The following is a 22,889-nucleotide window of genomic DNA, read 5'->3' as shown; positions in this document are numbered from 1 at the left end:
TATATTTTATATTTTTAAAAAGGGGTTGCTCTATTTGAACAACTCCTTTTATCATTACACAAGCTCTTTTATACGTATGCGATCGTTCCCAATTATATTTTCATATGTTTCACGTTCAACAACAATTTGTGATGCCCCACCTTTTGCAAATACTACAGCCGGTCTGCGAATACGATTATAATTATTAGCCATAGAATATCCATATGCTCCTGTACAAGAGATCGCTAACAAATCTGCTGTAGCAACTTGCGGCAGTTCTATATCCCAAATAAGCATATCTCCACTCTCACAACACTTTCCAGCAATTGAAACAACTTCTTCAGCCTCTTCTTTCCCTCGATTTGCTAGCATCGCCTCATAACGAGCTCCATATAAAGCTGGTCTTAAATTATCTGTCATTCCCCCATCGACTGACACATATTTACGAATGCCAGGGATATCTTTTACAGCTCCTACTGTATAAATTGTTGTTCCTGCATCCCCAACAATACTACGACCTGGTTCAATCCATATTTCAGGAAGTGGATAATTATTTCTTGTAAATTGTTCTCTCACTGCATCTGTTACAGCATGCACATATGTTTCAAGGGTAAGTGGTCTATCAGCTTCCGTATAACGAATACCAAAACCTCCACCAACATTTAACACCGTTACAACATAACCAGTCTGCTCCCTTATCTCTTCTAAAAAATTATGCAATACTTCAACCGCTCGAACAAATCCTGCTGTTTCAAAAATTTGTGACCCAATATGTGAATGAATACCTAACACATTATAATTTGATTTCTCTAGCGCTATTCGAATCGCCTGCATTGCCTGACCAGCCGAAACTCCAAAACCAAATTTCGAATCATCTTGCCCTGTTGTAATATATTCATGTGTATGCGCCTCTACTCCAGGTGTAACTCGAATTAATATATTTACAATTTTTCCATACTGCTGTGCTAAGTCATGTAATATTTCCATTTCAAAGAAATTATCTACCACAAAGCAGCCAACATCTGCTTGCAGCGCCATGACAATCTCTTCTTCGGTCTTATTATTACCATGAAAATGAATGCGTGATGCAGGAAAACCAGCTTGCAAAGCAGTATACAATTCGCCCCCAGAAACAACATCTAAAGACATATTTTCTTCACGAGCTACTCGGCACATCTCCATGCACAAGAACGCTTTACTTGCATACGCTACTTGGTAAGAGAATCCACTTTCCTGGAAAGCACGATGAAACGCGCGGCATTTTTCCCGAATAGAAGCCTCATCGTATACATAAAGTGGGGTCCCATACTGTTTAGCTAGCTGCGTTGTATCGCATCCTCCAATTTCTAAGTGTCCTTGCTCATTGATTCGGCTTGTGCCGTGTAAATACATTTGAATTCCTCCCTTATTTCCTCTAAAACTCATAACCCCAATCTTCTTCTATTCATTGCAGCGCGTTTTTAGATAAAGTGAAACTTTATTCAGTGGGAGTTTCATCCCAAATGATTATTAGCCTTCACCAATCGGGCTTTTACGGGCAGTTGATCCTCCACCTAACTTCTTTGTTTTCTCAGAATGTTAAGATATGAGATCCTACTGCCCGTTAAAGCGGGGTAAACAAAAAACGCGCGGAACAATGTTCACACGCGTTTCTTATTAGGAATAATGTATCATGAAAAAATAAACGAGTTGTTATCTTCTCAAATAAGAAACCGCATCAACATCTCCAAATAGCTCTCCATAAAATAAAATCTTATGACAGTACTACATTTATTCAATGCAGTCCCAATATATGAATGACGTGGTCACTCTTATATTTCGGCAATAGTCCCTTTCAATCTATGATCACAGATTCCACTAAATCTCCCATAGCTTACTCTTTCCTATCGCGGCCTCTACCTTTGAGAGTAGATGAGGTAAGTCTATTTAATTTTCAAACATCTTATATTGGTATTAACAATACCAAACGAATAAATTATTTGTCAAACAATTTTTCACATTGTTTTTTTACAATTTAATTTCGTATCATCTGGTAAGCGCTTTATATCTATTTTTTTCACAGTCCATTCTCCCTCATCATTATTAAACGTAATTCTTATTTTTTCGAATGGCGGAAGTACTTTCCCACCTATGGCTTCATATTTCGTCACTTCAATTACCGCTTGAAATAAATATGTACCACTATACATTTTTTTCAAACTAACAATCTTCGGGCATTCATACGGTTTTTGTTTCCCATAATGCTTCTCAATCGCTACATTTATTTGCGGAAACAAAACGGAATAAAGAGCATCTTCTAATAATGGCGCATCATATTGTGCAGCAAAAACTGTAGGGGTAGAAAAGAATAAAAAACCACTACATATGAAACAAAATAACTTTTTCATCATAACCTCCGTATCAAAATGCGATATGGTTATTGTCTCCGTTTTCTCTTTTTCTAACCAATTCTTATAAAAATTATCCACAATTCTGCTTTGTTTTCGTATAATAGTACATAAAGATATACGACTGTTCGTATATTTAAAGTGAAACTTCTATCATTAGAACTACAATCACTAGAACCGTCACTTACAGTAGGAGAGGAGTATGTTATGCTACAACATTTGTTTCCAAAATTACGATTTGCACTTGTTGCAGTCGTTTTATTATGGATAAAAACATATATAGTGTACAAGCTAGCCTTCGATATTAAAATTGATAGCTTCTTTGAAGAAATGATGCTTTTGTTTAATCCAATTGCTTCATTGCTTTTATTTTTTGGTCTAGCTTTATTAGCATCAAAGTATCGAAATCGAATTATTATTGGAATCAGCTTTTTGCTGTCATTTATTTTATTTGGAAACGCGATGTTCTACGGTTTTTATAATGACTTTGTCACATTCCCTGTTTTATTCCAAACAAATAACATGGCTGATTTAGGAACCAGTATTAAAGAACTATTTACGTACAAGACATTACTTCTATTTGCGGATGCAATTATTCTAATGTTTATTTTACGTAAGTTCCCGAAATTTTGTGATAATACGCCACTATCTCGCTCTGAAAAACAAAGCTTTTTTAGTGGTATAACAGCTCTGTTAGCATTGCAAGTTATTGTTTCTGTCGTTCATAAACCGCAGTTATTTTCACACTCTTTTGATCGTCAAACCGTTGTGAAAAATCTTGGTTTATACACATATCATCTATTTGACATTACACTTCAGTCTAAATCTTCTGCAGAGCGTGTATTTGCAAGTGGAGACGGTTTTTCTGAGATTAAAAACTACGTGAATTCAAAAAATAAACAAGCTGATAAAAGTTTATTTGGAGTTGCAAAAGGAAAAAATGTCATTTTAATTTCAATGGAATCTACACAAAATTTTGTTATCAACAAAAAAATAAATGGAAAAGAAATTACTCCATTTTTAAATCAATTTATAAAAGATAGTTATTACTTCGATAACTTTTATCATCAAACTGGACAAGGAAAAACATCCGATGCCGAATTTATTGTAGAAAATTCATTATATCCATTAGACCGTGGCTCTGTATTCTTTACACATGCAAACAATGAGTACACAGCAACTCCTGAGCAGTTAAAAAAATATGGATATTATTCCGCAGTCTTCCATTCGAATGATAAAACTTTCTGGAATCGTGATGTAATGTATCCAGCACTCGGATACGATCGTTATTTTAACCTAAATGATTATACAGGAACAGAACAAATGTCTGTTGGATGGGGACTAAAAGATAAAGAGTTCTTTGAACAATCGATCTCCAAGCTTAAATCTTTACCACAACCGTTTTATACAAAATTTATTACATTAACAAATCATTTCCCATTTCTTTTAAATCCAGAAGATCAATATATTAATGAGTATAATTCTGAGAGTGGTGTACTAAATCGTTATTTCCCAACCGTTCGCTATACAGATGAATCTCTGAAACTATTTATCAATCGATTAAAAGATGAAGGGTTATACGATAACTCAGTTATTGTTATTTACGGAGATCATTACGGTATTTCTGAAAATCATAATGCTGCTATGGCACAATTTCTCGGTAAAGAATCCATAACTCCATTTGATTCGATGCAATTGCAACGTGTACCACTTATTATTCATGTACCTGGTCAAGAAGGAAAAGTTATTTCTAAAGTATCTGGACAAATCGATATAAAACCAACATTGCTCCATTTACTTGGTGTCAAAACAAACCAATCCATTGAGTTTGGTACCGATTTATTTGCAAAAAATGAGCATCCACTTATGATTATGCGTGATGGTAGTTTCGTAACAAACGATTATGTTTATACAAAAAATATGTGCTATAAAAAAAGCACAGGTGAATCTATTGATTTAGCAATTTGCCAGCCATATATTGAAAAATCAAAAACAGAATTAAGTTATTCTGATAAACTTATCTATGGCGATTTATTACGATTTGATCCTAACAATAAATACAAAACGGGAACAATGATAACTAAATTTGAATAACCCTAAAAGCAACCTTAAATGATAACAATTTGAGGTTGCTTATTTCTTAATTAAATTTTTACCCTTTCATAAACATGATGATCTTATCTAACAAAATCTCTCCCCAACTCAAAGCTCAGTAGAATTGAACTCCCCCCACCTTCACTTCGTTTAGAGGAGGGGGTCTTCTCGGTTAAAATGATAAAAAAGTTAGACAAGGGATAAACTACTCATGAAAGCCTGCCTTAATGAACCACATCACTGAATACGATTTCACTTGATGAAATCTTTCACAAAATGGGAATTTTTTCGTACGTGGAAAGAAATTTATGTTATGATAAAACAAGTAAACTTTCATACACTAATTAAGAATTTATTACAGAAAGCAAGGGATCAGATTTTGTATAGAGCAGCAATTCCAAACTTATTTACGCTCGGAAATTTATACAGTGGATTTTTATCAATCGGCTATGCATCTTTAGGGTATTATAAACCAGCTGCTATTTTAGTACTAATCGGGATGATGTTAGATAGTCTTGATGGTCGGGTTGCTCGTTTATTGCGTGTTGATTCACAAATGGGAAAAGAACTTGATTCACTCGCAGATGTTGTAACATTCGGTGCTGCGCCTGCAGTTTTAATGTACTACACTTCCTTTTCCAATTACGGAATTATCGGACTATACATAGCAGGCCTATTCCCTCTGTTCGGAGCATATCGCTTAGCAAGATTCAATGTAACGCCTTCCTCTACTTCTATGAAATATTTCACTGGCGTTCCTATTACTGCAGCAGGAGGACTTGTTGCCTTCTTAACATTGTTTTCACATACCATTCCAAAAATTGTCCTCATTACAGTATTTGTAACGTTTGCATTTTTAATGGTAAGCCGTATTCGCATCCCAAGTTTAAAAGATGTGCCAATTCCACGATACAGTATCATTGTTACACTATTTTTAATTGGCAGTATTTATACAATGTATAAAACAAGTTTTGGCAACATTTCAGTATTTCTATTCATTGCTATTCCACTTTATATTTTGTTTATGTTATCTCAATTTATTAGGCAAAGACCTTCTCATAAAAAACGAGCAAATAAAGAAAAATAGAAAGAACCCTTCCAGTTGGAAGGGTTCTTTCTATTTTGTAACAAATTCCTTTTGGTTTACAGGTGTTAATGGTTCTTCTCCTTCTAATACAGCTAAAATGTTACGCACTGCCATTTCAGCCATAGCGTCACGAGTTTCAAATGTTGCGTTTCCAACATGCGGAGTAAGGACAATATTTTTCAGTCCCTTTAATCTCTCTGTAATTTTCGGTTCAAACTCAAATACATCAAGAGCTGCCCCTTCAATTTCATTTGTCTCTAACGCATGAGCAAGCGCTAGTTCATTCATAATTGGACCACGTGCTGCATTTATAATATATGCTGTTTTCTTCATCATTTTAAATTGTTCTTCATTAATCATATGATGAAGACTTGGATTATACGCACAATTAATCGTAATAAAGTCTGCTGTTTGTAATAGTTCTTCTAATGTTACATATGTTGCTTCTATTTCACTTTCTGTCTCATACTTACGGTTTGGACCTGTATACATCACATTCATTCCAAATGCTTTTGCACGTTTCGCAACTGCTTTTCCAATTTCACCAAGACCGATGATTCCAATTGTTTTCCCATATACTTCTCGGCCGAGGAAAAAGAGTGGTGCCCAGCCATTAAATCCCACTGTACGACATAGTGTATCTCCTTCTGGAATTCGTCTTGCAGCCGCTAAAAGAATAGCAAATGTTAACTCTGCTGTTGCTTCTGTTGAAACTTTCGGTGTATTTGTAACTACAACTCCTTTTTCTGCTGCATACTTGTAAGCAATATTATCGTAACCTGCACCATAGTTGGCAATAATTTTCAAATTTGATGCTGCATCAATCACTTCTTTTGTTACCTTTGTAGAAAGTAAACTTAACAGTGCATCTTTATCCTTAACTCGCTTTGCTAATTCTTCGGTACTGATTAACTCTTCTTTGTCATACATTTCTATTTCATGATTTTGTAATAACTGTAATCCGATTTCTGGAATATTTCCTGCTACTAATATTTTCGCCATTACTAAGCACCTCTTCTATTTAAAAATGAGAACTTCCTTACATTTTATTGTAAGAAATCTATGTCAAAAAAGCCAAGAAATTTGATTACAGTTTTGAAAATCGACACTTTTTCTCATAAGAAAAGGGGAGATGGATATCTCCCCTTTTACTTATTGTTCTTCACTAGATTGTTTTCCCAGCTTTGCATCAATCGTTCCCTCTGCTACCGTATCACTAATTTGTTCTTGTACTACAGAATCAACTTCCTCGTTCGTTTGGGAAGTATAACTTTGATTCGTCACTTTCATACTCTGTTTATTATTTTGTTTTACCATTTAAAACCCTCCTTTATCATTCTTTCTTATTTTGAGCAAAAAGAAAGGTTTTCATCACGAAATCATGTTTTACTTTGAAACAATTACCGATTCTTCTTCAAGCAGTTGCATCTTCCTCACCCGTTTTTCAAATGTAGCAACATGAGAAATACCATGATTACGTAATGTTTTCACATTTTCTTGGACATAATTTCCTAAATCATTTGGGTAATGAGCATCTGATGAAAGAGTAATTGGCACTTTATATTTTGCCAACACTTGTAAATAAAGTGGACTTGGACACATCTCTCGAACAGGATAACGATAATATAATCCAGCATTTACTTCCGTTGCTGTATTTGTTTCTATTAATGCCTTAGCAATTCTTTCGTAATGTGGAATCTGTACATTTTCATCTAATCGATAATTAAATACTTTTATATTATCAAGATGCGCTACAATATCAAACACTCTCGAACGAACGGCCTTTTCAACTGTTGTGAAAAATACATCATACAATGTACTTAGCTGATGGTTTTCGAAATATTCTTTCGTATCTGGGTTATCAAATCCCCATCCATCAATAAAATGCACAGAACCAATTACGTAATCCCAATCTCCTAATGCCAATAATTTTTGTAATTCATCTTCCCCACCCATAAAATAATCAGCTTCAATCCCTAGACGCAGTACTACTCCTCTTTTTCTCCAGCGCTCCTTTGCCTCTTGGATTGCTTTTGTAAAATCAGAAATCGATGCTACTCGCACTTGATCTAGCCATTCTTTCTGCAGACGACCGAGCTTTGACTCACTAATGTCTACATATTTCTCATAATATTCCTTCGCCTCATAAAAACGATATAAGTGATCAACAATACCAACTTCTTTTATTCCTTTTCGCAGTGCTTCTTCTAAATAGAAATCAATCCACTCTATTGTAAATGGACCCTCTTGTACTCTTTTTTGCAAGCGTTCTTGTGTTTTCATAAGCCATTCAATCGAATGCCGCTCTTCTTCTAACGGTTGATAATATTCTATTGATTGATTTATTCTCGCCAACCACCCTAGCGAATACGGCCCCTCTTCTAAATGAAGGTGATAATCCACTTTCATAGTTCCCCCCCCTTATAACGTATCAATTTCTTTACGCTCTCCTGTTTTTGAGAGCTTTCCTTGTCTCTCTTTCACTTCTTCTAACACATCTTCTAATGGAATATTTTTTGCGGCTAGTAAAACAAAGCAATGATAAATCACATCGACCATTTCTTTTATAAGTTCTTCTTTATCATCATTTTTTGCAGCGATTACCACTTCTGTACACTCTTCCCCTATTTTTTTTAAAATCTTATCTTCACCTTTTGTAAATAAATAATTTGTATATGATTCCGAAATTGGACTTTCTTTACGCTGCTCAATGGTTTCATATAAAGACTTCAGTACGTCTTCCATCCTCAGGTCCCCCTATATGATTTTATAATGAAAGCATGTTTTCTCTCCTGTATGACAAGCTGGTCCTACTTGCTTAACAATAATTACAATCGAATCTTGATCACAATCTAAATAAAGAGACTGAACATACTGCATGTGCCCAGACGTTTCTCCTTTGTTCCATAACGCTTGCCGCGAACGTGAATAAAACCATGTTTTCTTCGTTTCTAACGTTTTTTTATATGCTTCTTCATTCATATATGCTAGCATCAAAACTTCTTTTGTTTCTTCTTCTACCACAACAGCTGGCAACAATCCCTTGGAGAAATCAGGTGTCATATTCTCACCTCAATTTTCGCTTCTTGTAATTTTCGCTTCACCTCTTGCACTGTTGCCTCACCATAGTGAAAAATAGAGGCTGCTAATGCTGCATTTACCGATGTTTTTTGAAACACCTTTACAATATGCTCTGCGCTTCCACATCCTCCTGACGCAATAACTGGAATCGAAACAGCTTCTGAAATTGTTTCTGTTAAACGAATATCATAGCCATCCTTCGTCCCATCTGCATCCATACTCGTAAGTAAAATTTCACCAGCTCCTAACTGTTCTATCTGTTTTGCCCATTGTACAGCATCGATTCCCGTATCAATCCGTCCACCGTTTACATATACATTCCATTTATTTTCTTTTACTTCCCTTGCATCAATTGCGACCACAATACATTGAGAACCGAAATGTTCGGCACCTTCCTCAATTAAATTTGGATTTCGTACTGCCGCTGAGTTAAGTGAAATTTTGTCCGCGCCTGCTCTTAGCAAGGCATACATATCTTGAACAGTTGCAATCCCGCCACCTACTGTAAGCGGAATAAACACTTTCGACGCCGCTCTCTCTACAACATCTATAATTGTTTTTCTCCCCTCATGCGTCGCCGTAATATCTAAAAAAACAATTTCATCTGCACCTGCTTTATTATACAAAGCAGCTATTTCAACAGGATCACCAACATCTTGTAATCCTACAAAATTCACGCCCTTTACAACGCGGCCGCCTTTCACATCTAAACATGGAATAATTCGCTTCGTTAACATATCTTTGTCACCTGCAATGCCTCTTCTAAATCAATTGTTTTTTTATATAGCGCTTTTCCAATAATAACGCCATATACATTCATATCGTTTAACTTCTGTACATCTTGCAATGAGCATACGCCGCCTGATGCAACAATACGGATTGCCACCGCCTTCTGTAGTAATTGCAATTGCTCAAAGTTCGGACCCTCTAACGTACCGTCTTTTGCAATATCTGTAAAAATGATTGTTTGTACGCCGACACTTTCCATTTTCTTCGCAAGGTCGATATAAGAAATTTCAGATACATCTAACCAGCCTCTCGTTGCAACGTAACCGTTTTTCGCATCAATACCAACAATAATGTTTTCTCCATATAAACGAACTGCTTCTTCTAAAAAAGGACGATCATACAATGCTGCCGTTCCTAAAATGACTTTTTTCACTCCTACTGACAGTAACATTTCAACCGTTTCGAGAGAACGTATTCCTCCGCCTACTTGAACCGGAATTCGAACTGCTTTACATATATCCTCAATTACGGAAAGATTCATTGATTGACCTGCAACCGCTCCATCTAGATCAACAATGTGCAATGTTCTTGCTCCTAATTTTTCAAACAATAATGCTTGAGCAACTGGATCTTCATTCATAACTGTTTCTTTATTAAATTCTCCTTGATAAAGCCTAACACACCGTCCTTGTTTTAAATCGATAGCTGGGAAGATTTCCATGATTCTACCACTCCTTTAAAATTTCTTAACATTTGTATTCCGATATCACCGCTTTTTTCAGGGTGAAACTGTGCCCCAAATATATTTCCTTTCGCAACAATCCCTGGAATATCAATCTTATAGTCACTACTGCCACATACAATCTCACTTGGACAATCTGCATAGTAGGAATGAACGTAATACACAAATGAACCATCTTCTACTTCATTCCACAACTTAATTTCTCGTTTCTTCTTTAATTGATTCCAACCCATATGCGGGATTTTATAAGGAACTTCCAGCTTTCGAATTAGTCCTGGCAACAAACCTAACCCTTTCGTTCTCTCTATTTCTTCACTTTCTTCAAATAAAAGCTGCATCCCTAAACAAATGCCAAGGAGTGGTTTTCCTTGCACTCCAATTTCTTGAATCACTGAAACAAGATCTTTTTCCTGCAAAGCGATCATCGCTTTTGGAAAAGCCCCAACTCCTGGTAAGATCACACCGTCACTTTGTAATATCCTCTCTTTATCATCTGTTACAATATGCTCAGCCCCAATACGTGTTAACGCTTGTTCAACACTGCGAATATTCCCCATTCCATAATCTACAATTGCAATCAATTACAACAGTCCTTTCGTAGAGTTTACACCAACAATTTTGTCATTTTTGTCTACCGCTTCACGCAGTGCACGTCCAAACGCTTTAAATAACGCTTCAATTTTGTGGTGGGTATTACTGCCATATAAAATGCGAGCATGTAGTGTTATATTCGCTGCATGAGCAACCGCTCTGAAAAACTCTTCTGTCAGTTCTGTATCAAAATCTCCTAACTTAGGGTTTTTCAATTCACCTTGAAAGACAAGATAAGATCGTCCACTTATATCAATCGCTACAAAACCTAATGCTTCATCCATTGGTACATATGCTGCTCCATAGCGGTTAATACCTTCTTTATTTTGCAATGCTTCTTTCAAACAGTTTCCAAGCACAATCCCAACATCTTCAACAGTATGATGAGCGTCAACAAACACATCACCTTCTGCTTCAATTTGCAAACCAAATCTGCCATGCTTCGCAAACAAAGTTAGCATATGATCAAAGAATCCAACCCCTGTTTGAATTGAAACGTCTGTACTTTCATCTAAGTGTAAACTCAGTTTAATTTTTGTTTCTGTCGTTCCCCGTACTTGACTTGCCTCACGCATTATTTCTCCTCCTCAAATCGAATTTGAATTGCTCTCGCGTGCGCGTGTAATCCCTCTTTATCGGCGAGCATTGTAATATGGTGTTGAACGTTTTGTAACGCTTCTTTTGTATATGATACAAAGCTCGATTTTTTCACAAAATCATCAACTGATAACGGCGAAAAGAAACGCGCTGTTCCGCTTGTTGGCAGTACATGATTCGGTCCTGCAAAATAGTCTCCAAGAGGCTCTGGGGCATACGGTCCAATAAAAATCGAACCCGCATGCTGAATATATGCCAAGGCATTCATCGGCTCATTTATATGCAACTCTAAATGCTCCGGTGCTATTTCATTCGACAATTGAAACGCGTGATTTAGCGAAGGAACAACGAGAATTGCTCCGTTTCTTTCTATCGACTCACGAGCTATTTCACTTCTTGGTAATACTCGAAGTTGCTGCTTTATTTCTCTTTCTATCTCTTTAGCAAGTTCTACACAAGTTGTAATACAAATCGCTGTTGCCCTCACATCATGCTCAGCTTGAGATAATAAGTCTGCTGCGATAAAAGACGCATTTCCAGTTTTGTCAGCAATTACAACGATTTCAGATGGTCCAGCAATCATATCGATATGAACAGCTCCAAATACCTCACGTTTTGCAAAAGCCACATATATATTCCCTGGACCGACAATTTTATCGACTTTCGGAATCGATTCCGTCCCATATGCTAATGCCGCTATAGCTTGTGCACCACCTACGGTATAAATTTCATCTACACCGGCAATTTCAGCAGCTGCTAAAATATGTGGATCTATTCCCTCTTTCCCTGGTGGTGTTACCATTACAACTTTCTGAACACCGGCAATTTTAGCAGGTAATACATTCATGAGTACCGATGACGGATAAGATGCAGTTCCTCCTGGTACATATACACCAACTGTTTGCAATGGTCTAATCAGTTGCCCACGAATCACACCTTCGTTTTCACAATCTAAAAAGGATTGCCTTTTTTGTTTTTCATGGTATGAGATGATGTTTTTCTTTGCGCATTGCAATGCTTCTAGAAATGAAGATTCTACATATTCACTCGCTTTTTCAATTTCTTCTTTTGCAACACGTAACTTTTGTAATTCAATTCCATCAAAAGTTTTTGTATAAGAAAATAGCGCCTCATCTTTCCTTTCTCTCACCCGCTCAACAATTTCTCTTACGCGTATCTGTACAGTTTCTTCTATTATATTAGCCTGTTCTCTTAACTGTTTTATTCTCTTCAGCGCTTCCGTGTAGTTTTCAGATATTACCTCCACCCAGGGTCCCTCCTTTATTTATCTGCAGTGATTACACACTCCATATTATTGATAATATCGAATATTTCGTCTTTTTTTGTTTTTAAAGCAGCTTTATTTACAATCATGCGAGCTGATATTGAATACATTTCTTCAAATACAATCAATCCATTTTCTTGTAATGTTTTTCCCGTCTCTACAATATCAACAATCGCATCTGCTAATCCAAGAAGTGGAGCGATTTCTACCGAACCTTCTATTTTAATAATTTCTACATCTTCTCCCTTATCACGAAAATAAGTGGAAGTAATATGCGGATATTTTGTAGCAATTCTCTTTTTCCGATAGCCTTTCGGATTATATGTTGGGATAGAAGCGACACAAAACTTACAACATCCTACTTCTAAATCCACCATTTCATATATATCTTTCTCATATTCCATTAAAATATCTTTTCCAACAATACCAATGTCTGCAACACCATGTTCCACATAAGTTGCAACATCTACTGCTTTCACTAGAATGAATGAAACATTCCTACTAGCGCTTTGGAATACAAGCTTTCTTCCTTTATCCATCAGTTCCGAACAATCAATCCCAATCTTTTCAAACAGTGGAATGACATGTTTTTCAAGCCTCCCCTTTGTTAACGCAATTTGAATGTTACGCATGAGGTTTCCCCTTCTTTCTGTATCACCCATTTTTCTTTCCACACATATTCCACTAATGCTTTTCCAGTCGCTTCGATCACTTTTATAATCCCTTTCTTCTTCGCAAACTGAAATGTATCTTGCAAATTCTCAAACATAGATAATTCCACTTTCCACCCATCTTTCTGAAGTAAACCACATAGTCTTTCTGCTTCTGCTATCCTATCCAAAGAATAATGAATGATCATATCTAATTTTTTTCGTTTGAATTGTTTTTGCTGTTCTTGTAATGTCCGGACAATTTGATTTACTTGTACAGCTAAGCCGACTGCTGACATCGGTTCTCCAAAATTACCAAGCAATTCATCATATCTTCCGCCACTAACAATTTCTCCCCCAACATCATATATATAACCTCTAAAAATAACTCCTGTATAATAATGCAAATGTTGAATCATCCCAAGATCAATTGATATATACGAACCATATCCTAATTTTTCAATCGTTTTATAGATTTCTTTTATCCGCGCGATTGCTTGCTTCATCTCATAGTTTGAAGCAAGCTTTTCCGCTTCTTCAATTACTTCGAGTTTTCCGAATAATCTTGGTAATTTTTCAAGTAACTGTACAGTTTCATCACGTCGATCTAAATTCTTTTCTTGTAAAAAACGGGATAACTCTGCATAATTTTTACTTTCAATATACGTACGTAAGAGCGACTCCTCTTCTTCTCCAAATGACAGCTTTTTAACAATACATTTGTATAACTGAACTTGCCCTAATTCTATTGTAAAAGCCTGAATCCCTACAGCTTGAAGAGCATGAATTGCACTTACGATACATTCAATTTCAGCACGTATATTATCAATCCCAATTATTTCAATACCTGTTTGAATGATTTCATTGTATTTTCCAGATAGTGATTCATTCGCTCGAAACACGTTCCCGCTGTATGTTAATTTTACAGGCGCTTCCTCACCGTGGGTTCCTATTACTCTTGCAAGTGGAATTGTCATATCAGGCCTTAACACGATAATGCGTCCCTGTTGGTCAAAAAACTTATACATTTTCTCTTCATCTATCGGCCGATTCCGAAAAGAAAAGACATCATAAAATTCAATCGTAGGCGTTCGTATTTCCTCATAGCCTCTTTCTAAAAAAGTACGTCGTAATTTTTGTTCAACTTCTTCTATTAATGTACACTCTTCAAATACATAATCTCTTGTTCCATCTGGATTTGCTCGTTTCCATTTTGTCATACTGCTTTACACTCCTTTCAATTCTGTTCACCAAACTTTCCCCTTCTAGTGTATGCACACTAGAACAATCACGAACAAAATAAAAAGAGCCTTGTAGAAAAAATACCTACAAGGCCCCTTCATAGGATGTAGGTACAACGGGAATAACCCTTGTACCTACACGTTGTTCACGCTAGGTTCAAGGGTTTATGTATGATGATGTAGTTGTGTAAGCATATTGATAGATTGTAATGTAAACATTATCCTTACTCCCTTTCTCCTCTTATTTTCACATAGTATATAACACAGAATTCAGAATGTAAACAAAATTCAAACCTTTTTGTGTTTTTTATTACAGCTCACTAAACAAATTAGCGAGCTGTTTCTCGTTCATATTCTTCAATGTTTTGTTCATATTGAAGCGTGATTCCGATTTCATCTAAACCACTTAATAGCTTTTCTTTCCACATCTTTTCGATTGTAAAATGAAAACGATGTAGCGGAGTTGTAATCACTTCATTCTCTAAATCAACTTCTATCACATCTCTTGGATCCACAGCTGCTAGCTTTTCACGCATTTCCTTTTCCATAATGATAGGAAGCATACCATTTTTCGTACAATTCATATAAAAAATGTCTGCAAATCCCCCCGCGATAATAACACGAAATCCATAGTCAGCAAGTGCCCATGGCGCATGCTCTCTTGATGAACCACAGCCGAAATTTTCACCTGTAATTAATATGCTTGCTCCTTTTCGCTCAGGTGCATTTAGTGGGAAATCTGGATTCTCTTTCCTGTCGTCCTCATAACGCCATTCATCAAATAAAAATTTCCCAAAACCAGTTCGTTCAATCCTCTTTAAATACTGTTTTGGAATGATTTGATCTGTATCAATGTTATCATTCATTAGTACAGCAACAGTACCTTTATGAATATGAAATGGCTCCATCATAACTCTCCTTTCTCACATCAACGAAATGACCATAAAGCGCTGCTGCGGCCGCCATCGCAGGGCTGACTAAATGTGTTCTCGCACCCTTCCCTTGTCGTCCTTCAAAATTCCGATTGGAAGTAGATGCACAATGCTCTCCCTCAGGCACTTGATCTGGATTCATCCCCAGACACATAGAACACCCAGGCTCTCTCCATTCAAATCCAGCTTCTTCAAATATACGATGCAGTCCTTTTTCCATCGCTGCTTTTCGTACTCGTTTGGATCCTGGTACAACAAGTGCTCGCACTCCTTCTTTTACCTTCTTTCCTTTTACAACAGCTGCGGCAATTTCTAAATCTGATAAACGGGAATTTGTACAGGAACCAATAAATACATGCTGAACTGGAATTTCAAATGCACTTTGTCCTGACTGAAGCCCCATATATGCAAAAGCTCGTTCATCATTTTTATCACGTGTTTCTGGTAACTGTTCATCAATACGCATACCCATACTCGGGTTTGTTCCCCATGTTACATATGGCGCTAGTTCAGCAACATCTACCAAAATATAAGTATCATATATTGCATCTGGCTCAGTATAGAATTCCCTCCAATTCGCCACTGCCAAGTCAAACTCTTCCGGCGCATACTCACGCCCTTTTACATAAGCAAATGTTTTCTCATCCGGCGCAATAATCCCTGCTTTTGCTCCACCTTCAATCGCCATATTACAAAGTGTCATACGCTCTTCCATTTCCATATTTGTAATTGCTTCTCCGTAAAACTCCATCACATATCCAGTTCCAACTGCTACCCCATATGTAGCTAGAAGGTGTAAAATTATATCTTTTGCATATACTCCTTTAGGTAATTTCCCTTTTAATTCAATCCCCAGCGCTTTCGGCTTGCTCTGCCACAATGTTTGAGTTGCTAATACATGCTCGACTTCACTTGTACCGATCCCAAACGCCAACGCTCCAAAGGCTCCATGTGTTGCCGTATGACTATCGCCACATACAATGGTCTTTCCCGGTTGTGTAAGTCCTAGCTCTGGACCAATAACATGAACAATCCCTTGATTTTCATCATCAATATCCGCCAACGGAATATTAAATTGCTTACAATTTTCACGAAGCGTATCTAATTGTTGCTTAGCAATACGATCTGTAATGTTCCAAACATCTTTTGTTGGAATATTATGATCCATCGTTGCAAATGTTAAATCTGGTCTCCGAACATTCCGATTTGCAAGCCGCAAGCCCTCAAAGGCTTGCGGTGATGTTACTTCATGCACGAGATGAAGGTCAATATATAATAAATCTAACCCATTTTCATTTGTTGTAACAACGTGTCTCTCCCACAGTTTATCTAGTAACCTTTTTGCCATTATCTCCCTCTCCCTACTAGCGCTTGTTCTTCCATTTCTTGTAGTACATATTTTGTAAAAGACGATGTTGTTTCATTTCCACCTATATCAGCTGTACATTTCCCCAATCGGAGAACAGCAGAAATTGCTTCTTCAATCGCTTCTCCTTCTCTTCTTAAATCAAAAGATTGCCCAAGCATCATTGCAACTGAACGCATCATTGCAATTGGATTCACTTTATTTTTCCCTGCAATATCTGGTGCTGATCCGTGAATTGGTTCATATAGCGAAGGTCCATTCTCTGCATGACTCGCCGATGGAAGCATCCCTAAAGACCCTGCTAATACAGAGGCTTCATCACTTAAAATATCCCCAAATAAATTCTCAGTTACTATGACATCAAACCGGCCCGGATTACGAATCAACTCCATAGCAGCTGCGTCTACTAAAATATGTTCAAGTTCAATATTCGGATAGCGAAGTGCTACTTCTTCTGTTACTTCCCTCCAAAGTTTACTCGACTCTAAAACATTTGCTTTATCAATGGAAGTAACTTTTTTACGACGTTTACTTGCCAATTGAAAAGCGTAAGAAACAATGCGCTCAATTTCATGACGATGATAAGTAAGTGTATCTGTTGCTACCTCTTCTGTTTTTTCTTTTGGAAAGGAGAAATAAATCCCTCCTGTTAACTCACGAACGACAACAAAATCCACCTCATCAGCCGCCTTCAATGGGGATAAATGAGCAGTTGCTGCATCTACAGTGACAGGACGAACATTAGCAAATACACCAAGCCCTTTTCGAAGCGCCAGCAATCCTTTTTCCGGTCTTTCTTTCGCTTCATCCCAGCGAGGTCCACCAACCGCACCTAGTAATACAGCGTCACTCGCTAAACATGCTGCTAATGTTCTTGACGGCAATGGTTGCCCAAACGAATCAATCGCAGCGCCTCCAAATTGTTCATCTTGTAAATAAAAACGGTGACCATATAACCTTTCTACCATGTGTAAAACTTCCTTGGCACTCTCCATAATTTCTGGTCCAACACCATCACCCGCTAAACAAACAATACGTTTTTCCAATGATCAGCACCCCTTTTTTATAATTTTACTGATTATTCAGAATTATCTTTCGGTAAGTAGGGGTATCCCCCCCCACTTATCAAAACATTACTTTGCAAGGAATAACAAAGCCTTTAGTTTTCCCGCTGCATGTACATAAGCTCTAGCTGATGCTTCTAACACGTCTTGCGCAACACCAAAACCTGCAACTTGATGTGTTCCTTCTTTCAATTCAACATGAACATGAGCAAGTGCATCCTGTCCCTGTGTAATGGATTGAATACGATAATCGGCTAACTCACACTCAAGTCCTAGAATTCTTTGAATTGCATTATAAATCGCTTCAATACTACCTGCTCCTGTTGCTGCATCTTCGTACACATTACCTGCCTCATCCTCCAGTGCAACTGTTGCACATTGTGTACTGTTGGATACAAAATGCACTTGTAATTGTTTAATGTTATACTGCTGTGTTGAAAATGCTGTTTCTCCTAGTACTAATGCACGTAAATCTTCTTCTGTAACCTCTTTTTTACGATCTGCTAATCTCTTAAATGCACTAAATGCTATATCTCGCTCTTCTTCCGTAAACTCATAACCGAGTTCTTTCATTTTTTCAGTAAAAGCGTGGCGACCAGAATGTTTTCCAAGTACAAATAAATTTTGTGCTTCTCCAATTAGTTCTGGCTCAATAATTTCATATGTCGTTACTTCTTTTAATACACCATCTTGATGAATACCTGATTCATGCGCAAATGCATTCGCTCCAACAATCGCCTTATTTTTTGGAACTACCATACCCGTTAACCGGCTTACTAATGTACTTGTTGCTTTAATCTCTTTTAGTGTTATAGAAGACTCGGCTTCATAATAGTCTTTTCTAATGTGCAAAGCAACTGCTACTTCTTCTAAAGCAGCATTACCTGCACGCTCTCCAATCCCATTCATCGTCCCTTCTATTTGCAGTGCCCCACCTTCAATGGCTGCCAATGAATTTGCTACTGCCATACCAAGATCATCATGACAATGACAAGAGAAAATAGTTTTTTCATAAGAAGGAACATATTCTTGTAAATATTTAAAAAGAGAATAATATTCTTCTGGATTTGTATAACCTACTGTATCCGGAATATTAACAACATCCGCTCCAGCTCGAATCGCAACTTCCACAGCTTCTGCTAAAAAAGGGCGAGCCGTTCTCGTTGCATCTTCTGCCGAAAATTGCACTGTAGGAAATAAGGATTTCCCTAAAGTTACAGAGCGATGAATACTATCTAATACATCCTCCTTTGACATACAAAGCTTATATTTCATATGAATATCACTCGTTGCCAAAAAGACGTGTAACCGCGGAGATGCTGCACCTTTCAATGCTTCATACGCTCTCTGAATATCACTTTCCTTCGCCCTTGCTAGACTCATAACGGAAGCATTTCGAATCGTTTCCGCAATTCGTTTTACTGAGCAAAAATCACCTTCAGAAGCTGCTGCAAATCCTGCTTCCATCACATTAATCCCGAGTTTTTCTAACTGCCTGGCAATCTGTAACTTTTCTTGTTCATTTAAATTGACTCCGGGTGATTGTTCGCCATCACGAAGCGTCGTATCCATGAACAAAATCTGTTTCATATTATTTAACCCCCGCCTTTACTTTCGGTTGTACAAACGGCATCATTTCACGTAATTTACGCCCAACAACTTCAATTTGATGTTCATTTTCCTTAGCATTCGTTGCATGGAAATGCGGTTTTCCTGCTTTATGCTCTGCAATCCACCCTCTTGCAAATGTGCCATCTTGAATTTCTTTTAACACTTCATCCATCGCTTTCTTCGTATGTTCTGTTACAACGCGTGGTCCTGATACAAAATCTCCCCACTGCGCTGTATCAGAAACGGAATATCTCATATTTTCAAGTCCGCCTTCATACATAAGATCAACAATGAGCTTTAGTTCATGTAAGCATTCAAAGTAGGCAAGTTCCGGCTGATAACCAGCATCTACTAATGTTTCAAATCCCGCCTTTACAAGTGCAGTAACACCTCCGCAAAGTACAGCTTGTTCTCCAAATAGATCCGTTTCTGTTTCTTCTTTAAATGTAGTTTCTAATACTCCAGCCCTCGTTGCTCCAATTCCATCTGCATAGGATAATGCTTTTTCAATGGCTGTTCCTGTTGCGTCTTGATATACAGCAAATAACGCTGGAACCGCTCCGCCTTCAGCAAAAGTCCGACGTACTAAATGTCCAGGTCCTTTTGGCGCTACTAGAAATACGTCTACATCTTCTGGTGGTGTAACTTGATTAAAATGAACGTTAAATCCATGAGCAAACACAAGTGCATTTCCAGCTTGTAAATTCGGTTCAATTTCTGTTTCATACACTTCTGGCTGTAGTTCATCAGGCAAAAGAATCATTACTACATCCGCAGATTTTGCAGCTTCTGCCACTGAATATACAGAAAAACCATCCTCTTTCGCCTTTTCCCATGACTTTCCTTTCCGAAGTCCAACTACTACTTCAAAACCATTATCACGTAAGTTTTGTGCATGAGCGTGACCTTGTGATCCATATCCAACAATCGCTATTTTCTTCCCTTTTAATACATTTACCGCTACATCTTTCTCATAATAAACTTTTGTCATATTCTTTCTCCCCCTATATTAAAATGATTAATGAATTAACATAATTTGTTTATCTTGTTTTTTCATACTCCGCGTAAATGCAGTAACACCTGTTCTTGCAATTTCTTTTAAACCATATGGACGCATTAGCTCTATAAGAGCTTCTACTTTTTCTTGTGTACCCGTTACTTGTACGACGATGGAATCCTTTCCAACATCTATTACAGCGGCTCGGAACGGTTCAATTAAACTATATAATTCTGCTCTCGATACACTTGTTGTCGCTACTTTAATAAGAGCCAACTCTCTTGCAATCATTGCTTCTTCTGTTATATCAGATACTTTTAACACATCAATTTGTTTATGAAGTTGCTTGATCAGTTGCTCCACTTGTTGCTCGTTTTCAACATGAACAACAAATGTCATCCGTGAAATATCAGACGACTCTGTATGTCCAACCGAAATACTTTCAATATTAAAATGCCTCCTGGTCATAACACCCGTAATCCGATTCAGAACCCCACTTTGATTTCGAACTGTCGCCGTAACAATCCTTTTCACTGTCCCTTCACCCCCTCCATTTGATGAACTCCTTTTCCAGGAGCAACCATCGGCATAACTTTTTCAGACTGTAGTACCCTGCAATCAATTACAACAGGCTCTTGCAAATCAATCGCTTCTTGCAACTGTCCCTTCGCAAGTAACGGATTTTCAATTCGCACCCCTTTTATGCCGTATGCATGGGCAAGCGCTACGAAATCCGGTTGACAAGAGAGCAACGAGTGAGAATATCTTTGCTTATAAAATTCGTCTTGCCACTGTCTTACCATCCCTAAAGCTTCATTATTTAAAATCAAAACTTTAACCGGTAAGGAATGTTCTTTCAATACACTAAGTTCTTGTAATGTCATTTGAAAACCCGCATCACCAACAATCGCTACAACTAATTCTTTTGGTCTGGCAATTTGTGCACCAATGGCAGCTGGAAATCCAAATCCCATTGTGCCAAGCCCTCCTGATGTTACCCACTTATCTGGGTCTTCAAGTGGATAATATTGAGCAGCCCACATTTGATGCTGACCAACATCCGTCGTGACAATTGCTCTTCCTTTTGTAATTTCATACAACATATCAATTGCTGATTGTGGTTTAATCACTTCAGAATCTTGATCATAGAAAAATGGATATTGTTCTTTTCTGCTTTTTAAAAGCGATAGCCATGCACTATGATTTTCTTTTCCTCTTTTACAGGAGAGCAGTGCCTCCAAAGCATGTTTCGCGCTAGCCACAATCGGAATTTCTGTAGGAACGTTTTTTCCAATCTCTGCTGGATCAATATCGATATGTGCAACTGTAGCCTCTTTAGCAAAGTACTCTAAATTTCCTGTAAGACGATCGTCGAATCTTGCTCCGATATTTATGAGTAAATCACACTCATACAAAGCCATATTCGCTGTATAAGAACCATGCATTCCTCCCATTCCAAGAAATAATTTATCATTTGGCGGAAATCCACCTAGTCCAAGAAGTGTATGAACAACAGGTATACGATACATTCGTGCAAAATCTGTTAATTCTTTTGCAGCTTTCGCATGAAGTACACCTGCTCCGGCTAAAATCAACGGTTTTTCAGCAGTATCAATCGCTTGTAATAATTTGTTGATTTGCAATGGATTCGCCTCATAATTTGGTTGATATCCCGGTAAATCCATTTGCACGTTACTACATCGCTCACCTTTTTCTACTACCATATTTTTAGGAAGATCGATAACGACCGGTCCTGGTCGACCCGTTTTCGCAATATGAAATGCCTCTTTAATAATTCTTGGTAAATCTGATGCCTTGCGCACTTGATAATTATGTTTTGTTACCGGCATCGTAAGTCCCATAATGTCCGCTTCTTGAAAAGCGTCACTTCCAATCAACGTTGTAGCTACTTGACCTGTAAAAACAACAAGCGGTAAAGAATCAATCATTGCATCTGCAAGACCAGTAATCACATTTGTCGCACCTGGACCACTTGTTGCAATGACAACGCCAGGTTTTCCTGTAATTCGCGCGTACCCTTCTGCTGCATGAATCGCTCCTTGCTCATGTCTTGTTAAAATATGAGGAATTTCGCAATCATAAATTGCATCATAGAGCGGCAATACAGCACCTCCTGGATAACCAAAAATAACTTCTACATCTTCCTTTCCTAACGCTTCTAACAACAGCTGTGCACCAGTTGCCATCTGTTCTTCCGTTTTTGAAGACATTGCTCTTACGAACCTCCTTTAAAATTGTTTTTTTACAATAAAAAAATCCTACGTCCACACTCCAGCTATGTGCTGAAGGGACGAAAGATTTCGCGGTACCACCCTTCTTCGCAAGAATACTTCTTGCCTCAGTGACTCGGGGATGAGTCTAGCTAATAACGGAGCTACCGTCTAAACCTAGGCAAATGCTTCAGTTTAGCACTCAAGGGCGATGTTCGTCGATGT

General features: G+C 37.5%; 23 protein-coding genes, 1 riboswitch and 1 other annotated feature (1 of these 25 cut by a window edge). Of the genes, 2 read left to right on the top strand and 21 right to left on the bottom strand.

The window, feature by feature from the left end; all coding sequences use genetic code 11:
• Positions 1 to 54 precede the first annotated feature (54 nt).
• Together lysA and BPMYX0001_RS06515 are read right to left on the bottom strand one after the other, a co-directional pair.
• Positions 55 to 1,371 carry a diaminopimelate decarboxylase gene (lysA, locus tag BPMYX0001_RS06520; protein WP_018764217.1) on the bottom strand — a complete coding sequence of 439 codons (1,317 nt, stop codon included), beginning with the start codon at positions 1,369 to 1,371 and terminating at the stop codon, positions 55 to 57.
• Between the two features lie 331 nt (positions 1,372 to 1,702).
• Positions 1,703 to 1,885: riboswitch (Lysine riboswitch) on the bottom strand.
• An 88-nt stretch (positions 1,886 to 1,973) separates the two neighbouring features.
• A complete protein-coding gene (locus BPMYX0001_RS06515) occupies positions 1,974 to 2,366 on the bottom strand; it encodes a DUF3888 domain-containing protein (protein ID WP_018764216.1) in 393 nt (130 codons plus the stop codon).
• Positions 2,367 to 2,573: 207 nt separating this feature from the next.
• Between BPMYX0001_RS06515 and BPMYX0001_RS06510 the strand changes: the two genes are divergently transcribed.
• Together BPMYX0001_RS06510 and pssA are read left to right on the top strand one after the other, a co-directional pair.
• Positions 2,574 to 4,460, top strand: a complete 1,887-nt coding sequence (locus tag BPMYX0001_RS06510) for an LTA synthase family protein (RefSeq protein WP_033798754.1) — start codon at positions 2,574 to 2,576, stop codon at positions 4,458 to 4,460.
• Between the two features lie 379 nt (positions 4,461 to 4,839).
• Positions 4,840 to 5,547, top strand: coding sequence for a CDP-diacylglycerol--serine O-phosphatidyltransferase (gene pssA, locus BPMYX0001_RS06505; RefSeq protein ID WP_026008425.1), 708 nt, complete (start codon positions 4,840 to 4,842; stop codon positions 5,545 to 5,547).
• Between the two features lie 30 nt (positions 5,548 to 5,577).
• On the opposite strand, the gene BPMYX0001_RS06500 is transcribed toward pssA, so the two are convergent.
• The 19 genes from BPMYX0001_RS06500 to ilvB form a co-directional block, all read right to left on the bottom strand.
• The gene (locus BPMYX0001_RS06500) at positions 5,578 to 6,549 is read right to left on the bottom strand and encodes a 2-hydroxyacid dehydrogenase family protein (protein ID WP_006094154.1); all 972 of its coding nucleotides are present in this window, start codon (positions 6,547 to 6,549) and stop codon (positions 5,578 to 5,580) included.
• Between the two features lie 150 nt (positions 6,550 to 6,699).
• Entirely contained in the window at positions 6,700 to 6,864 is a 165-nt protein-coding gene (locus BPMYX0001_RS30365) for a DUF4025 domain-containing protein (RefSeq protein WP_003196190.1), read from the bottom strand.
• A 69-nt stretch (positions 6,865 to 6,933) separates the two neighbouring features.
• Positions 6,934 to 7,956: a histidinol phosphate phosphatase domain-containing protein gene (locus BPMYX0001_RS06495; protein WP_006094153.1), complete on the bottom strand. Its 1,023-nt coding sequence runs from the start codon at positions 7,954 to 7,956 to the stop codon at positions 6,934 to 6,936.
• Between the two features lie 12 nt (positions 7,957 to 7,968).
• Positions 7,969 to 8,292, bottom strand: a complete 324-nt coding sequence (hisE, locus tag BPMYX0001_RS06490) for a phosphoribosyl-ATP diphosphatase (RefSeq protein ID WP_006094152.1) — start codon at positions 8,290 to 8,292, stop codon at positions 7,969 to 7,971.
• 12 nt (positions 8,293 to 8,304) lie between these two features.
• Positions 8,305 to 8,610 (bottom strand): phosphoribosyl-AMP cyclohydrolase, encoded by a 306-nt coding sequence (hisI, locus tag BPMYX0001_RS06485; protein WP_016114006.1) that lies wholly within the window; start codon positions 8,608 to 8,610, stop codon positions 8,305 to 8,307.
• Positions 8,607 to 9,365 carry an imidazole glycerol phosphate synthase subunit HisF gene (gene hisF, locus BPMYX0001_RS06480; protein ID WP_018764211.1) on the bottom strand — a complete coding sequence of 253 codons (759 nt, stop codon included), beginning with the start codon at positions 9,363 to 9,365 and terminating at the stop codon, positions 8,607 to 8,609. The genes hisI and hisF overlap by 4 nt, the downstream gene beginning before the upstream one ends.
• Positions 9,359 to 10,078, bottom strand: coding sequence for a 1-(5-phosphoribosyl)-5-[(5-phosphoribosylamino)methylideneamino]imidazole-4-carboxamide isomerase (gene hisA, locus BPMYX0001_RS06475; protein WP_018781017.1), 720 nt, complete (start codon positions 10,076 to 10,078; stop codon positions 9,359 to 9,361). Before hisA ends, hisF begins: the two co-directional genes overlap by 7 nt.
• Positions 10,051 to 10,680 carry an imidazole glycerol phosphate synthase subunit HisH gene (gene hisH, locus BPMYX0001_RS06470; RefSeq protein ID WP_006094151.1) on the bottom strand — a complete coding sequence of 210 codons (630 nt, stop codon included), beginning with the start codon at positions 10,678 to 10,680 and terminating at the stop codon, positions 10,051 to 10,053. The genes hisA and hisH overlap by 28 nt, the downstream gene beginning before the upstream one ends.
• Positions 10,681 to 11,265, bottom strand: a complete 585-nt coding sequence (hisB, locus tag BPMYX0001_RS06465; protein WP_006094150.1) for an imidazoleglycerol-phosphate dehydratase HisB — start codon at positions 11,263 to 11,265, stop codon at positions 10,681 to 10,683. It abuts the gene before it with no gap.
• On the bottom strand, positions 11,265 to 12,554 hold the full coding sequence (hisD, locus tag BPMYX0001_RS06460; protein WP_006094149.1) for a histidinol dehydrogenase: 1,290 nt from the start codon (positions 12,552 to 12,554) through the stop codon (positions 11,265 to 11,267). The genes hisB and hisD overlap by 1 nt, the downstream gene beginning before the upstream one ends.
• 14 nt (positions 12,555 to 12,568) lie before the next feature.
• The gene (hisG, locus tag BPMYX0001_RS06455; RefSeq protein ID WP_018764206.1) at positions 12,569 to 13,204 is read right to left on the bottom strand and encodes an ATP phosphoribosyltransferase; all 636 of its coding nucleotides are present in this window, start codon (positions 13,202 to 13,204) and stop codon (positions 12,569 to 12,571) included.
• Positions 13,180 to 14,442, bottom strand: a complete 1,263-nt coding sequence (gene hisZ, locus BPMYX0001_RS06450; RefSeq protein ID WP_006094148.1) for an ATP phosphoribosyltransferase regulatory subunit — start codon at positions 14,440 to 14,442, stop codon at positions 13,180 to 13,182. The genes hisG and hisZ overlap by 25 nt, the downstream gene beginning before the upstream one ends.
• 350 nt (positions 14,443 to 14,792) lie before the next feature.
• On the bottom strand, positions 14,793 to 15,371 hold the full coding sequence (leuD, locus tag BPMYX0001_RS06445) for a 3-isopropylmalate dehydratase small subunit (protein WP_018764205.1): 579 nt from the start codon (positions 15,369 to 15,371) through the stop codon (positions 14,793 to 14,795).
• Positions 15,349 to 16,743 (bottom strand): 3-isopropylmalate dehydratase large subunit, encoded by a 1,395-nt coding sequence (leuC, locus tag BPMYX0001_RS06440; RefSeq protein ID WP_006094147.1) that lies wholly within the window; start codon positions 16,741 to 16,743, stop codon positions 15,349 to 15,351. Before leuC ends, leuD begins: the two co-directional genes overlap by 23 nt.
• The gene (gene leuB / locus BPMYX0001_RS06435; protein WP_003196166.1) at positions 16,743 to 17,807 is read right to left on the bottom strand and encodes a 3-isopropylmalate dehydrogenase; all 1,065 of its coding nucleotides are present in this window, start codon (positions 17,805 to 17,807) and stop codon (positions 16,743 to 16,745) included. Before leuB ends, leuC begins: the two co-directional genes overlap by 1 nt.
• 87 nt (positions 17,808 to 17,894) lie before the next feature.
• Positions 17,895 to 19,415, bottom strand: coding sequence for a 2-isopropylmalate synthase (locus tag BPMYX0001_RS06430; protein ID WP_033798753.1), 1,521 nt, complete (start codon positions 19,413 to 19,415; stop codon positions 17,895 to 17,897).
• Position 19,416: 1 nt separating this feature from the next.
• Positions 19,417 to 20,427 (bottom strand): ketol-acid reductoisomerase, encoded by a 1,011-nt coding sequence (gene ilvC / locus BPMYX0001_RS06425; protein ID WP_006094145.1) that lies wholly within the window; start codon positions 20,425 to 20,427, stop codon positions 19,417 to 19,419.
• A 27-nt stretch (positions 20,428 to 20,454) separates the two neighbouring features.
• Positions 20,455 to 20,967 carry an acetolactate synthase small subunit gene (ilvN, locus tag BPMYX0001_RS06420; protein WP_016113993.1) on the bottom strand — a complete coding sequence of 171 codons (513 nt, stop codon included), beginning with the start codon at positions 20,965 to 20,967 and terminating at the stop codon, positions 20,455 to 20,457.
• Positions 20,964 to 22,664, bottom strand: coding sequence for an acetolactate synthase large subunit (gene ilvB / locus BPMYX0001_RS06415; RefSeq protein WP_006094143.1), 1,701 nt, complete (start codon positions 22,662 to 22,664; stop codon positions 20,964 to 20,966). Before ilvB ends, ilvN begins: the two co-directional genes overlap by 4 nt.
• 73 nt (positions 22,665 to 22,737) lie before the next feature.
• Positions 22,738 to 22,889: a binding site (T-box leader), on the bottom strand; it runs 77 nt beyond the window's last position.

It is taken from the genome of Bacillus pseudomycoides DSM 12442 (genome assembly GCF_000161455.1).
Classification (GTDB): domain Bacteria; phylum Bacillota; class Bacilli; order Bacillales; family Bacillaceae_G; genus Bacillus_A; species Bacillus_A pseudomycoides.
This window is presented reverse-complemented; position numbering and strand designations above follow the sequence as displayed.

Bases quoted from the DNA above. Each gene is read 5' to 3' on its own strand.
- leuD (WP_018764205.1), bottom strand. From the start codon at position 15,371: ATGGAGCCATTTCATATTCATAAAGGTACTGTTGCTGTACTAATGAAT.
- ilvC (WP_006094145.1), bottom strand. From the start codon at position 20,427: ATGACAAAAGTTTATTATGAGAAAGATGTAGCGGTAAATGTATTAAAA.
- lysA (WP_018764217.1), bottom strand. From the start codon at position 1,371: ATGTATTTACACGGCACAAGCCGAATCAATGAGCAAGGACACTTAGAA.
- hisA (WP_018781017.1), bottom strand. From the start codon at position 10,078: ATGGAAATCTTCCCAGCTATCGATTTAAAACAAGGACGGTGTGTTAGG.
- hisZ (WP_006094148.1), bottom strand. From the start codon at position 14,442: ATGACAAAATGGAAACGAGCAAATCCAGATGGAACAAGAGATTATGTA.
- BPMYX0001_RS06500 (WP_006094154.1), bottom strand. From the start codon at position 6,549: ATGGCGAAAATATTAGTAGCAGGAAATATTCCAGAAATCGGATTACAG.
- leuC (WP_006094147.1), bottom strand. From the start codon at position 16,743: ATGGCAAAAAGGTTACTAGATAAACTGTGGGAGAGACACGTTGTTACA.
- BPMYX0001_RS30365 (WP_003196190.1), bottom strand. From the start codon at position 6,864: ATGGTAAAACAAAATAATAAACAGAGTATGAAAGTGACGAATCAAAGT.
- hisE (WP_006094152.1), bottom strand. From the start codon at position 8,292: ATGGAAGACGTACTGAAGTCTTTATATGAAACCATTGAGCAGCGTAAA.
- hisG (WP_018764206.1), bottom strand. From the start codon at position 13,204: ATGCGTAACATTCAAATTGCGTTAACAAAGGGGAGGCTTGAAAAACAT.
- BPMYX0001_RS06430 (WP_033798753.1), bottom strand. From the start codon at position 19,415: ATGAAACAGATTTTGTTCATGGATACGACGCTTCGTGATGGCGAACAA.
- ilvB (WP_006094143.1), bottom strand. From the start codon at position 22,664: ATGTCTTCAAAAACGGAAGAACAGATGGCAACTGGTGCACAGCTGTTG.
- BPMYX0001_RS06495 (WP_006094153.1), bottom strand. From the start codon at position 7,956: ATGAAAGTGGATTATCACCTTCATTTAGAAGAGGGGCCGTATTCGCTA.
- BPMYX0001_RS06510 (WP_033798754.1), top strand. From the start codon at position 2,574: ATGCTACAACATTTGTTTCCAAAATTACGATTTGCACTTGTTGCAGTC.
- BPMYX0001_RS06515 (WP_018764216.1), bottom strand. From the start codon at position 2,366: ATGAAAAAGTTATTTTGTTTCATATGTAGTGGTTTTTTATTCTTTTCT.
- hisF (WP_018764211.1), bottom strand. From the start codon at position 9,365: ATGTTAACGAAGCGAATTATTCCATGTTTAGATGTGAAAGGCGGCCGC.
- hisB (WP_006094150.1), bottom strand. From the start codon at position 11,265: ATGCGTGAGGCAAGTCAAGTACGGGGAACGACAGAAACAAAAATTAAA.
- hisI (WP_016114006.1), bottom strand. From the start codon at position 8,610: ATGACACCTGATTTCTCCAAGGGATTGTTGCCAGCTGTTGTGGTAGAA.